Source organism: Chthoniobacterales bacterium, assembly GCA_035274845.1.
GTDB lineage: Bacteria > Verrucomicrobiota > Verrucomicrobiia > Chthoniobacterales > UBA10450 > AV80.
Genome location: DATENU010000011.1, coordinates 143260 through 155594 on the forward strand (window position 1 = coordinate 143260; position 12335 = coordinate 155594).

Sequence of the window (12335 nt, forward strand, 5' to 3'; positions counted from 1 at the left end):
TCGCTACCTTGGCAGGCTCGCTATGATTACTTCTTCGTGAACCGTCCGCGATTCAGCGACCGCAAGGGAGCGGGAAGAAATTCACCATCGCGGCGGATGAGTTTTCCATCGAAGTAGACCTCACCGCCGCCGTAATCAGGACGCTGGATATTGACCATGTCCCAATGCACCTGGCTGCGATTGCCATTGTCCGCGTCTTCGTAGGCCTGACCGGGAGTGAAATGAAAGGACCCGGCAATTTTCTCGTCGAAGAGAATGTCGCGCATCGGGTGCAGGACATACGGGTTAAAGCCGAGCGAGAATTCGCCGATATACCGGGCCCCCGGATCGGAATCGAGAATCTTGTTCAACTTCTCGGTCAGATTGCTCGTCGCCTTCACAATCTTCCCATCCTTGAACTCCAGCCGGATGCTGTCGAAACCGGTGCCCTGATAAATGGTGGGCGCATTGAAGAGGACGTGCCCTTGGACGGAATCCTTGACCGGGCAACTGAAAACCTCGCCATCCGGGATGTTCCGGTCGCCTCCGCAAATCACGGAGCCGATGCCTTTGATGCTGAAGCGCAAGTCCGTTCCGGGACCCTTGATCTCCACCCGGTCGGTCTTGTCCATGAGCGCCTTGAGCGCTTTCATGCCCGGCTGCAATTTCCGGTAATCGAGCGTGCAAACATCGAAATAGAAATCTTCGAACGCTTCGCTGCTCATGGAAGCAAGCTGGGCCATGGAAGGCGAAGGCCACCGCAGCACGACCCATTTTGTTTTCTGGACCCGCCAGTCGGTCACCGGCCGCATCTTCTTTGCGCTCAACTTCATTTGCTCCGGAGGAACATCGGACAATTCCGTGACGTTATTTGCGCCGCGGATAGCGATGTAGGCGTCCATTTTTTTCATCCGAGCCAATTCATGAGCGGCGGTGATACTTAATTGGCGCTCCGTCGCGTCGAGCGCTAGCGCCCGGTTAACTCGGGATCGCAGCACCTGGGCGAAAGGAATCGCTCCGGCCTTTCGCGCAGCCCGCACCAACGCGATCGTCATTTCGTCCGGCACGTCGAAAGTCTCGATCAGGACGGTTTCGTTCCGCTTCAATCTGGTCGAATATTCGACCAGGATTTTGGCGAGTTTGTCAAAGCGCGGGTCATGCATAGCGCCTTACGATTCCACTGGCAATCGCGGATGCAAGATGACGTTGCGCGGGGATTGGAATCATCACTCAGCGCGCACGAGTTTGCCGGCGTAAGCGCCATCGAATCCATCACGGAAGGGGAGCAGCGAACGTTGCTCGGTCAGTTGAAGGAACGAAAACTCACGCAGGATCGCGTCGATGACCTTCTCGTTTTCCTCCGGTTCGATGCTGCACGTGCTATAGACCAAAGCTCCTCCCGCTTTGAGCAGCGGAATGATCGCGCGAACAATGCGAAGCTGCTCGTGCGGCATGCGCGAGAAATCTTTCGGGCTCAACCGCCAGCGGAGATCGACCCGGCGCCGCATCACCCCGGTATTGCTGCAAGGCGCATCAATCAGGATCCGATCGAACGGACAAGTTACCCACGGTTCCGGCAGGGCCTGGCCCGTGGTCCAATCGTGTTGCGCCACTCGGACGACTCCGACGCCGAGGCGGTCCAGATTATCCTGGAGCGTTTGGATTCGGCCGGCGTCACGATCGCAGGCCACGATCGCCCCCTGATTTCTCATTAGCTCGGCGAGCAGACCGGTTTTGCCTCCAGGCGCAGCGCAAGCGTCGAGCACTCTCTCGCCGGGTTTGGGATCGAGCAGCCGGCAGGCGAGCGCCGTGCTGGGGTCCTGAATGTAGCAATGTCCGGCGGCCAGCGCCTCGCCGGGAATACTCTTCAGGCGCATGAAGTTCGCATTTTCGGGCAGTGCTTCGACTTCAGGGTGTCGGCTGACGAAGTTCTCCAACGAAGTTTTTAGCAGATTAACGCGGGCATATATTGGAGCTGGAAGGTTGTTCCATTCACAAAGGGCAGCGGCGTTTTTCTCTCCAAAGTTGTGGGCCCAGCGCTGGATCAGGAATTGAGGATGCGAGCTTCTGATGCTGAGGTCCTGCTGGCCCGCACGAGCCAGAAGCAGCTCCTTTTGGCGAAGAGCATTGCGCAAAATGGCATTGACCAGGGATCGCAATCTCGTGCTGGCCAGCGCGACGGTCTCGAAAACCGCGGCATGCTCCGGGGTCTCCAGGAAAAAGAGCTGGTAGAGACCGAGCCGCAGGATGTCCCGGGCATCGGGATCCAAATTCACCGGCCGCAGCGAAGCGATCCAAAAATCGAGCAGTGCGATATTGCGGATGACTCCGTAAAAGAGCTCCGTGGCGAATCCACGATCGGCAGGCATCAGCTCACTCGCGCGCAACCGGCGCGAGAGAATTGCATCCGCAAAGGTTTCGCTGCTGCGCCATTCCTGGAGCGCGGCCAGCGCCAGAGCGCGTGAACTCGTGTTTGACATAGGTGGATCGAGCGCTCCGTCGCTCGATTAGAGCTGGCTGAGAACGTTATCGCGCGGCCGAGCGCACGATCCACCTGTTACGATCCACGCGGTTTTGCACTCGCGCGGCCAATTGAGTGATAGTGGAAGCCGAGTTTCGCCATGGTTTCGGGATCGAACAGATTGCGTCCGTCGAAAACTATCGGCGTGGTCATCTTTTCCTTCACTACTGCCAGATCGATGTTGGCAAATTCCGCCCATTCCGTGGCAATGACCAGCGCTTCAGCGCCTTCCACCGTTTCCAGCGCCGAGCCCGCGAATTTCGCTCCGGCGATCGCCTCGAGCGAGCGCGCCTTTTCCATTCCTTTCGGATCGTAAACCGTGACCTGAGCGCCTTCCTTAATCATGTCCGCCACGAGATCGATTGCGACGGAAGATCTAAGGTCATCGGTGTCGGGTTTGAAAGTCAGTCCCCAAACCGCGATTTTTTTCTCGCGCAAAACCCAGAGCGCTGCCCGGAGCGATTTCAAAAACCGGTTCTTTTGCTCGGCGTTGATCCGCTGCACTTCTTTGAGCAGGTTGAAAGGAACGCCCAGCTGTTCGCTGATCGTAATGAACGCGGCGAGGTCCTTCGGAAAACAGGAGCCGCCGTAACCGATTCCCGCGTTGAGAAAATTCCGTCCGATCCGGCGATCCATCCCGATGCCGTCCGCCACCTTTTCGACGTCGGCTCCGCTCGCCTCACAGATCGCCGAAACCGCGTTGATGTATGAAATCTTTAGCGCCAGGAAAGAATTGGCGGCGTGCTTGATCAACTCAGCACTATTGATGTCCGTGACCAGAATCGGCGCCATGAAAGGCTCGTAGACTTTTTTCATGAGGTCGATCGCATGTTCGCTCTCGGCGCCGATCACGATGCGGTCCGGCTGCATCAAGTCCGCGACGGCGCAGCCTTCGCGCAGGAACTCCGGGTTGCTGACGACGTCAAATTCAGCGCCATGCCGGTTATAGCGCTTGATTGATTCGCGCACCTTCTCGCCGGTTTTTACCGGCACGGTGCTCTTGTCCACGATGACGCGATAGCTGGTCAAAACGCCCGCAATTTCTCTCGCGACCTTTTCGATAAAACTGAGGTCGACGCTGCCGTCCGGTTGCTGCGGGGTGGGGACGGCGATGAACACGATCTGTGAGTTATCGACCCCTTCCTGGATGCTTCCGGTAAAGCGGAGCCGCCGGGCGGAAACGTTCCGGTGAATCACTTCTTCCAGGCCCGGCTCGTAAATGGGCACTTTGCCGGCCTGCAACGCCTCTACCCGGCGCGGATCGTTATCCACGCAGATGACGTTGTGGCCCACGTCCGCAAAACAAGCCCCGGTAACGAGACCCACATAACCTGAACCGATAATGGAGATGTCCATGAGAAATTAGCGCCGCGCGTCAGGCGCAGCGCGGAAAAGAACGGGCAAAGCGCGCAAATTGCAATCGGGAACGCGCCACGCCGTCTTATTGCGTTTGTTCGGCGCCGCCCGGATCGAAGTTAAGATCGAAGCTAAACTTCGGCAGCGCTTTCAAAGTGAAGGTCAGGAGAACGCCGTATTCTTTTACCCCGCCATTGTCGCGGATAATGGCCCCGACCGACGCGACCCAACTCGTCAGATCCCGATAGATCGAATAGCGTTGTTGCTCGAGGACACCGCTGGTTCCTTCGTATTGTTCCGAAATTCCGATGCCCCAGTTGTCATCGATCCGATAGAAGCCCCCGAAGACGTAGAGGCTGCTGTTATCGAAAAACGGATTCTGGTTCAAATACCGATGGGCAAACGAGAGCTGAAGATTCGCGATTGGCTGAACGTTGATGCTGGTGTTGACCTCGGTGAAGCCCTTCTCGAACAACGGCACCTGCGAAGAAACGCCGAACGACATCCAGGGGACCGGTGTGAAATTGAGCCGGTTAAACAGGTTCGAATACTGCGTCTTGTCGAACGGGTTATCGAAGTTCACGTCCATGTAGGTCTCGATGTCCATCCAGCTCACCGTGAAATCGTCTCGCCGGGTGAGGAGCCGATTGCGCACGCCGAAGCGCAGGATGGTCCAGTTATCAATCGAGTCTATGGTGGTGAACTGCGGGAAATCGATTGGCCGCAATTGCGTCGAAGGCTGGTAGCGGTCGAATTGCAGGATCGACGCCGGATCGTTCGCGGACGTCGAAACCCAGGAGAAATTCACGAACGGCTGGATGACGTGCTTGAGACCGTCGAGACCAACGGCGCTGCTCTGCGCGCCGTCCCACGTCCGGGTTACCTTGAATGAACTCTCGATCCCGCCGTTGAAGACCGTCCGCAATTTGTTCCCGGCGAAAACAACCTTATCCGTCAAATCGACGTTCAGGAAATCGGGGATGAAGGGGTTGTCGCTTGGCATGATATCCGTCTTCGTGACGTCGCGCGTTTTGTCATAGTAGGTCGCGCGGAAGCCGACCCGCGGCACGACGGAGAGCCAGCCGAAGAGTGTCGTCGGGAAGGTGAACTGATGGAAAGAGTCGAGCCGGAGCGTGCTGTAATCGTGCTTGGGCGAATCTTCCTCGAAGCTGCGATGGAGGTCGGCGATGCCGGTCTCGCCTTCGTAAAAGATCGGGCCGCCGAAGATCGGCATGCGTTTGACGTCGAGGACAATTTCGGGCAACCGCTCGGTCGTCTCGTAGAATTCGTTGGCCTGGAAACGGCCGAGCATGGTGAGCGTGTAATTCGGATTGCTCTTCGTTACCGCGACGATGTTGTCCGGCTGCGGATTTAGCTGGAACTCACCCTGAAAAAAGTCCTGGAGCACGAACTCGTCGCTTAGCTTCGTGATGTTCGCGATCCCGTAGATGTCTTCGGTAAACAGCGTCCGGCTCTGGATTGAAACCCGGTAACGATTTTCGGGAATGTCCGGACGCACCGCAGAAGTGCGATTGATGTCCGGATTTTCGTCCTTCAATAAGTAGGTCCGGATTCTGGCCCAACTTCTCTTGTTTTCACCGAAGCGGATGTAGGGATCGAACCCAAACGCGAGTCCGCGCCGGGAACGATAATCAAGGCGAATGTCAGCCTTGATATCATCGGTAATCGGCATGCTGATCCGGCCCAAAAGAGATGGGCCCCAGGAGCTCAGGTAGGCCGGGGAAATCATGTAGGTGAAAGAGTCGTCGAGCGATTGGTAGAGATAGGGCCACCAAAAGATCGGGACGTTCCGGACGTAAAAAACCACGTTCGAAAAGACCACCCGGTCGTGCTCATACACTCGAATCTTTTTGGCCTGGAGACGGAAATCCGGCTTCGAGGAATCGTGGGTGGTGAAGGAACCTTTCGAAACCAGATAGGCGTCTTCCGAGATGGAAGTGACATTCTCTCCGCTGACCAGATACGGCGTCTTGTCGGTCCGCATGTCGACCGCCTGGATTTTTTTGGTTTCGGTGTTGTAAATCGCGCGGTCGCCGACGAACAGCCCCTGGGTGCGATAAATCCGGACATTTCCCTCCGCCAGGACCTCGTGGGTCTTGGGGTTGTAGCGGACGGAATCGGCGTAAATATCGGCATCACCGGCGTGAATGGCCACGTTGCCGTGGGCAGTGGCGATGCCGTTCTCGTAATTGGTGTCGCCGGTGGCGGATATTTCGAGAGGCTGTTTCTCCGTGCCCAGCTCCGCTTGGGCCAGGGAAGCGGCGCAAAGAAGGCCAAAAAAAGGTAAAAACAGCCTACGCATCGCCGGATGCCGAAGCTACTGGAGGGGAGGGCAGTTGCAAAGGCAAAAGCGGGGAAGCAGGGCTGCGTATAGGGCGGAAATCGGGGTTGGGCGAGGTCAGGCCGGCGGCGAGAACGCGAGACGCAAACCGGCGACCTGCTGGTTTAAGCCGCAGGTCGAGACGATGGCGGTGCGCAGCGGCGCCTGGATGGCCGCTGCGCCGAGTGAAAGCGCAGGCACACGCTGCGTTCGGAGGGACTGGGCCGCGCAAATGGTTTGCCAGAGACTGCTCGCCCCCACGCTTTCGCCGAGAGCCTGTTTGATTGCATAAACCCTCGCGTCCGGACAGTGCTTCGAAATCGCCCCGCGTTCCCCCTCATCGATGAACGTTCCATTCGCGCTGGCCGCGACGAAATCGGGTGGCTCAAGGCAAACTTCGCCGACGACTTTCTCGATGCACGACGCGGCTTCGCGCTGAGTGCGAAAATTGGTTCCGCTGGCGATCTTCTCAATCGCCACTGGTCCGCGTCGCCCCAGCAAGATAGCTCCCGCACCTTCGCTCAGAATCATTCCGTGGGGTGGCTGTTGAAAAGGCTCGACCGGCGGAGCCGAACGAAGAAGGCGCCACTTCCGATAGGCATCGCAGAGCAACCAGTCGGCCTCTTCGGCGCCCACCACCAGGCAGTAGTCGAGCGCGTCGTTCCCCATTAGCTCTTCCGCCATCTTCAGCGCGAGAGTTCCGACCGCCCCGTCGCCTACCAAAGTGTAACTCGCTCCAGAAATTCCGAGAATGGCGGCCAAATGACTCGCTGGGGCGTTGAAGACCGTCTCGGGAAAAAGCAGCGGGCTAGCCGCCTGCGCGCCCGATTCGACGACATCATGATAAAATCGTTTTGTGTAGATCACGCCGCCGTTGGAGACCGCGAAGATCAGGGCCGTTTTGCCGGCGATGTCCGGATCAAGCGTGAGCTTGGCGTCGGTCAGGGCGGCAAGCCCGGCCACGACCGCGAAGCGCGAGATGGCGCTGGAGCGCCGCAGCCGCGGATGGGGCGGAGCCTGGCCGGTTGCCTCAGCCGGCACCCTAAAAGCCAGATAGTCGGGCCCAAGGGGGCTGGAAACGGCGCTGGCGGCTGCGCTCTCGCCCTTCAAGAGGCGCTCCCAGACCTCCTCGACGCCGCTGCCCAGCGGCGTGACCCAACCCATGCCGGCAATTCGCAGATTCATTCCGAGCAGGCCCGCAGGATTATCGATGCGTTGGTGCCGCCGAAGCCAAAGGAATTGGAAAGAACGGTCCGGACCTGGCCGTTCCGGGCTTGGTTTGCGATGATGTTCAGGTCTAGGTCTCCGTCTCCTTTGCGAAAGTTAATGTTCGGAGGCAAGAATTGGCCCTGGAGCGCGAGCATGCTGAAAACAGCCTCAATCGCTCCAGCCGCGCCCAGCGAATGCCCCATCATTCCCTTTGTCGAGCTCACGCGCACGCCGTTGAAAAGCTCGGCGATCGCTTTGCCTTCGGCGGCGTCGTTGAAAGGCGTGGCCGTTCCGTGCGCGTTGATGTAGTCGATCTCGCTCGGCCCAATCGCAGCACTCCGTAAAGCACTCTCCATCGCCTGACGCGGACCGCTTCCGGATGGATTTGGCTGGGTAAGGTGATGGTTATCCGTCGAGATGCCGTATCCGACGATCTCGGCCAGGATCCTGGCGCCCCGGGCCTGGGCGGCGTCAAAATTCTCGAGGAAGAGCACCGCGGCCCCTTCTCCGAGAACCATTCCGGTGCGTTCGCTATCGAACGGCCGGCAAAGTTCAGGAGTCGAGGCCTGGAGGGAATCGAATCCAACGAATACGAGCTCCGAGATGGCGTCATATCCTCCCGCCAGCACCCGCTGATAGCGACCGGAACGGACGCATTCAAAAGCATGGCCAATCGCGTTTGTCCCAGAGGCGCAGGCATTCGCAATCACCTGGCAGGGTGCTGTGATCCCGAAGGCTTCCTGAGCGTCCATAACTGGCTTTTGCGGGGTGTAATTGGCGATCAGGGAGGCTGCGTGGCGGGTGCCGGCTTTGTCATTCAGGGCGCGGTAGTAGGCCTCGCCAAACGTCATCCCGCCGCTGGTGGTCCCTACCACGGTAAGCTCCGGTTGAAAGCCCTCGCTTTGGGCGAGCGCTTCTTGCAGGGCCAGGATCATCATTTGCGCGACCCGATGCAGCCGCTCCGGGTGGGGGGAAAGGTCACGGGCCTTGCCCAAACGGGAGTCTGCGACCTGTCCGGCAGTCTTGCAGCGGCATCGATCCACCTCAAAAGACATCACCGGCGTGACGCAATCCCTCCCTTCGCGCAAAGCAGAAGAAGTCTCCGTCAAGCCGCACCCCAGCGGGCTAACGACACCGGCTGCTACCACGGCCACGCGGACGGGATTTGGCGACTGCGGGGCGGAGGAAAAATTAGCCATTTTTAGCAGGGACAGAGGGCCCGATTCTATTTGCTTTCACCGGCAAAAGCCTCTACTAACGCCGATAAGAAAACGGAAGCTCGGTGCGTTGGTAGATTGTCAGTTGAGATTTTCAGTGGCGATTTGAAATCCGATGAGCGGGAACAGTGGCCTGGCGGCGTTTTCCTCAGTAAACTCAGATGGGAACTAAATTATACGTAGGAAATCTTTCCTTCAACACGACCGAAACAGATCTTCAGGATCTTTTCGCTCAAGCGGGACCAGTTCAAGAGGTCACGTTGATGCAGGATAAGTTCACCGGGAAATCGCGCGGCTTCGCCTTTGTCACGATGACAACGGAAGCAGACGCCCAGAAAGCAATCACCGAGTTCAACGGCAAGACGGTAGAAGGCCGTCCCCTGACCGTGAACGAAGCGCGTCCCCGTGAAGCTCGCCCGCCCGGTGGCGGACGTGGCGGCGGTTATGGTGGCGGCGGCGGTGGCTACGGCGGCGGTGGTGGTGGCTACGGCGGTGGCGGAGGCGGTGGCGGAGGTGGTTACGGTGGCGGACGTCGCGACAGCGGCGGAGGCAACCGTCGCGGCCGCTAAGCCGGCGCATTCGCGCGCCATTTCAGTCGATTTCCAACGGTTTGGAGTCCCATCCTCCAGACTTGTCCTTTTGTCGCGGTTCAGCGTGACGATACGCTGGCCCCAATTGCTGCCGGCATTGTCCCTGGCCGACCTGTGAAATTCTCCCACAAAGTCGTTAAGCTGGCGCAGCCACTTACCTACCGCCGGGCCTGGCGGCGAGCGGAGCGGTTCATCCACCCGCTGCCTCTGGAGCCCATTTTCAACCGGATCGATCAGGCGAAACTGGCCGGGATCCAGGCGCAATACGCTTCCTCGAAGGAACACTACGCGAAATACGCCGATGTGCGGCGATGGCTGCGGCTGAACATTATCCGGGCGCAGGACCTCAAATTGCATCTCTGTCCCCGCAAGTCGGTCCTCGACCTCGGGTGTGGTGGCGGGTTCTTTCTCTTCGTCCTCCAACATCTCGGGCATGATTGCCTCGGCCTGGATATCGACGAATTCCCGCTCTTCACCCAGCTGCTCGAGCTATTCCATGTCGAACGTCGAGTGTGGACGATTCGGCCGCACGAGCCGCTTCCTGATCTGGGACGGAAGTTCGATTTGATCACGGCGTTCTCGACCGATTTCAACCGGATCAGCAAGCAGGATTGGTGGTGGGGGCCGGTCGAGTGGGGTTTCTTTCTGGACGACCTGGATCGCCACCTCAATCCCCGGGGCCGCATTTTCCTTGGGCTCAATCCGGGCAAGAACAAGGAGTATTACACGCCGGAATTGCGCGAATTCTTCCTGGGCCGCGGTGCCTCCGTCGAACGGGAGAACGTCTTCTTTCCCCCCAAGGTTGGACCGTAGGTTCGCGCTCGGAGCCGAAATCCGAGGCAAAATCAACACCGGCCACGTCTAAAAGCGCGGCGGCATCCGAAGTACATTCAAACCAACCTACCGCCCAAGGGGCACCCACGTTATGGCTGAAGAAAATCAACAATCCAACGAACCCTCCAGTTCATCTGAAAACATCGAGATTCCACCTATTTCCAAACAGACGGCTGGCCTCGCGACTGGCGCGGTCATCGGCAGTGTCGCCGGCCCTGTAGGCGCAGTGGTGGGCGGTGTGCTCGGCGCGATCGCTGGAAGGGCCGCGAGCTCTAAAAGTACGGCTCCAAAAGTGCGCAAGGCCGTTAAGAAGGTCGCCGCCAAAGCAAAGGCAGCCTCCAAGAGCGCGAGCAAGAAGGCTTCACGACCCGCGAAGAAGAGCAGCAAATCCCGGAGCGCCAAAAAAGCGGCTGCGAAGAAGAGCAAAGGGACAAAGACGAAGTCCCGAGGAAAAGCCAAGAGCGGCGCATCGCGGGGCAAAAAATCAAGCCGCACGAAATCCGCGGCCAAAGGCCGGGGCAAGAAAAAGGGCGGAGCAAAGGCTCGTTCCGCGAAGGGTGGCGGCAAGAAGCGGGGCGGGAAGAAAAAACGTTAAGCCTCGGTCAGCGCCAAGGCGGATTATCGACAGAACGAGGTAACTGCGTCACGATCCGGCCTTCATGGCGGAGGAAGATCGTCTTGCAGCCGCAACTCTACGCGCCGGCGAAGAACGCGTTGAGCAAAGAAGCGCGGAGTTCCGAAAAGAACTCGGCCTGCGCGATCTCGCGCTCACCCAGATTCTTTTCATCATCGGGTTGTCGTGGGTCGGCGCGGCCGGGAAGCTTGGTCCGGCGCATGTCATTTTTTGGCTGCTCGCCATTACCTTCTTTTATCTGCCGTCCGCAGCGGTGGTCATTTATTTGAACCGGCTCATGCCGCTCGAGGGCGGGCTTTATCAATGGGCCAAGCTCGGTTTCAGCGAAGCGGCCGGTTTCATGGTCGCTTGGAATCTATGGCTCTACGTCATCACCAACACCTCTGAGCTCGGCCTCCAGCTCACGACCAACCTGGCCTACGCTATTGGTCCATCGGGTGACTGGATTTCGTCCAATAAATGGTTGATCACCCTGACCAGTGTCGTGGTGATTGCCTTGCTCGTGGTCGTTTCCACAATCGGACTCAGCGTGGGAAAATGGGTCCACAATGCCGGGGGCATCATCATGTTGACGATCTTCGCGGCCCTGCTCGCGCTGCCCTTCATTCATGTCGCCCGCGGCGAGCTGCGGGAGTATCACCCGCTGGCGACGGCGATGCCGGTCTTCTCGCTTTTGAGCCTGAACATTCTGGGCAAGCTCGGTTTCGGCGCGTTGGGTGGATTTGAGTATGTGGCCATCCTGGCGGGCGAATGCCGCAGCCCGGCCCGGACAATTGGCCGTTCGGTGATGGTCGCCGCGCCGCTTATCGCGGTCATGTTTATCCTGGGCACCAGCTCGGTCCTGGCGTTCGTCCATCCGGACGACATCGACCTGATTGCGCCCATTCCCCAGGTCCTCAGCCTCGGATTCGGCACTTTTGGGGTCGCGGCCCTGGTCGTTCCCATCGCGCTCGCTCTCCTAATCGTTCTCCGAATTGCCCAGGCGAGCGTGAACTTCACCGGCCTAACGAGACTCCCAATGGTCGCCGGCTGGGACCATCTCATGCCGGGCTGGTTTACCAAACTGCATCCCCGTTTCAAAACTCCCGCGAATTCGATCCTCTTTGTAGGCATCGTCACTCTGGTGATGGGAGCGTTGAGCTTGATCGGAGTCGGCCGGCAGGAATCGTTTCAGCTTCTTTTCAACGCCGGCGGGATCTTTTACGCGCTGACTTACCTGGTCATGTTCGCCATTCCGCTGGCCGGTTTGTCCGCGCTTAAACCAGCGCCGCCCTGGTGGCTGCGGATCGCGGCGGCATCGGGATTTCTCATGACGCTCCTTTACGTCGTGCTCTCGGTCTTTCCGATCATCACCGTGCAAAGCAATTTCTCGTTCACCCTCAAGATCAGTGCTGTGATTATTGGGGCCAACATTCTCGGGGCCGGCATTTTCCTGGCCGCGAAGGCAAGACGCGCGCGACAAGGTTAGATATGGGCAGGAGTGGATTCGAACCACTGAAGGCGTAAGCCAGCGGATTTACAGTCCGCCCCGTTTGGCCACTTCGGTACCTACCCGATTGCCGGCAAAGGCGAGCGTTGATATAGGCTTGGACGTGCACTGCCGCAAGTGGTGGATCGGGCGCTCCGCGCGCGATTGTAGGCAGGCTTCCACAGT

General features: G+C 58.7%; 10 protein-coding genes and 1 tRNA gene. 4 read left to right on the forward strand and 7 right to left on the reverse strand.

Annotation, left to right across the window (positions count from 1 at the left end):
* Positions 1-26 precede the first annotated feature (26 nt).
* From VJU77_07210 to VJU77_07235, 6 genes are all read right to left on the reverse strand, one after another.
* A complete protein-coding gene (locus VJU77_07210; protein ID HKP03143.1) occupies positions 27-1142 on the reverse strand; it encodes an aminopeptidase in 1116 nt (371 codons plus the stop codon).
* A gap of 63 nt (positions 1143-1205) precedes the next feature.
* Entirely contained in the window at positions 1206-2459 is a 1254-nt protein-coding gene (gene rsmB, locus VJU77_07215; GenBank protein HKP03144.1) for a 16S rRNA (cytosine(967)-C(5))-methyltransferase RsmB, read from the reverse strand.
* 77 nt (positions 2460-2536) lie between these two features.
* Complete coding sequence (locus VJU77_07220) at positions 2537-3856, reverse strand: UDP-glucose/GDP-mannose dehydrogenase family protein (protein ID HKP03145.1); 1320 nt, start codon at positions 3854-3856, stop codon at positions 2537-2539.
* Between the two features lie 85 nt (positions 3857-3941).
* Complete coding sequence (gene lptD / locus VJU77_07225; GenBank protein HKP03146.1) at positions 3942-6179, reverse strand: LPS assembly protein LptD; 2238 nt, start codon at positions 6177-6179, stop codon at positions 3942-3944.
* Positions 6180-6275: 96 nt separating this feature from the next.
* Complete coding sequence (locus VJU77_07230; protein HKP03147.1) at positions 6276-7382, reverse strand: beta-ketoacyl synthase N-terminal-like domain-containing protein; 1107 nt, start codon at positions 7380-7382, stop codon at positions 6276-6278.
* The gene (locus VJU77_07235) at positions 7379-8605 is read right to left on the reverse strand and encodes a beta-ketoacyl-[acyl-carrier-protein] synthase family protein (GenBank protein ID HKP03148.1); all 1227 of its coding nucleotides are present in this window, start codon (positions 8603-8605) and stop codon (positions 7379-7381) included. Before VJU77_07235 ends, VJU77_07230 begins: the two co-directional genes overlap by 4 nt.
* Before the next feature lie 179 nt (positions 8606-8784).
* Between VJU77_07235 and VJU77_07240 the strand changes: the two genes are divergently transcribed.
* From VJU77_07240 to VJU77_07255, 4 genes are all read left to right on the forward strand, one after another.
* The gene (locus VJU77_07240; GenBank protein ID HKP03149.1) at positions 8785-9192 is read left to right on the forward strand and encodes an RNA-binding protein; all 408 of its coding nucleotides are present in this window, start codon (positions 8785-8787) and stop codon (positions 9190-9192) included.
* A 135-nt stretch (positions 9193-9327) separates the two neighbouring features.
* Positions 9328-10026, forward strand: a complete 699-nt coding sequence (locus VJU77_07245) for a class I SAM-dependent methyltransferase (protein HKP03150.1) — start codon at positions 9328-9330, stop codon at positions 10024-10026.
* Positions 10027-10138: 112 nt separating this feature from the next.
* Positions 10139-10642: a hypothetical protein gene (locus VJU77_07250; protein ID HKP03151.1), complete on the forward strand. Its 504-nt coding sequence runs from the start codon at positions 10139-10141 to the stop codon at positions 10640-10642.
* A 64-nt stretch (positions 10643-10706) separates the two neighbouring features.
* Positions 10707-12149, forward strand: coding sequence for an APC family permease (locus VJU77_07255; GenBank protein ID HKP03152.1), 1443 nt, complete (start codon positions 10707-10709; stop codon positions 12147-12149).
* 3 nt (positions 12150-12152) lie between these two features.
* Here VJU77_07255 and VJU77_07260 read toward each other — a convergent pair.
* Positions 12153-12235, reverse strand: a tRNA-Tyr gene (locus VJU77_07260).
* Between the last annotated feature and the right edge of the window lie 100 nt (positions 12236-12335).

Bases quoted from the DNA above. Each gene is read 5' to 3' on its own strand.
- VJU77_07210 (HKP03143.1), bottom strand. From the start codon at position 1,142: ATGCATGACCCGCGCTTTGACAAACTCGCCAAAATCCTGGTCGAATAT.
- rsmB (HKP03144.1), bottom strand. From the start codon at position 2,459: ATGTCAAACACGAGTTCACGCGCTCTGGCGCTGGCCGCGCTCCAGGAA.
- VJU77_07220 (HKP03145.1), bottom strand. From the start codon at position 3,856: ATGGACATCTCCATTATCGGTTCAGGTTATGTGGGTCTCGTTACCGGG.
- lptD (HKP03146.1), bottom strand. From the start codon at position 6,179: ATGCGTAGGCTGTTTTTACCTTTTTTTGGCCTTCTTTGCGCCGCTTCC.
- VJU77_07230 (HKP03147.1), bottom strand. From the start codon at position 7,382: ATGAATCTGCGAATTGCCGGCATGGGTTGGGTCACGCCGCTGGGCAGC.
- VJU77_07235 (HKP03148.1), bottom strand. From the start codon at position 8,605: ATGGCTAATTTTTCCTCCGCCCCGCAGTCGCCAAATCCCGTCCGCGTG.
- VJU77_07240 (HKP03149.1), top strand. From the start codon at position 8,785: ATGGGAACTAAATTATACGTAGGAAATCTTTCCTTCAACACGACCGAA.
- VJU77_07250 (HKP03151.1), top strand. From the start codon at position 10,139: ATGGCTGAAGAAAATCAACAATCCAACGAACCCTCCAGTTCATCTGAA.
- VJU77_07255 (HKP03152.1), top strand. From the start codon at position 10,707: ATGGCGGAGGAAGATCGTCTTGCAGCCGCAACTCTACGCGCCGGCGAA.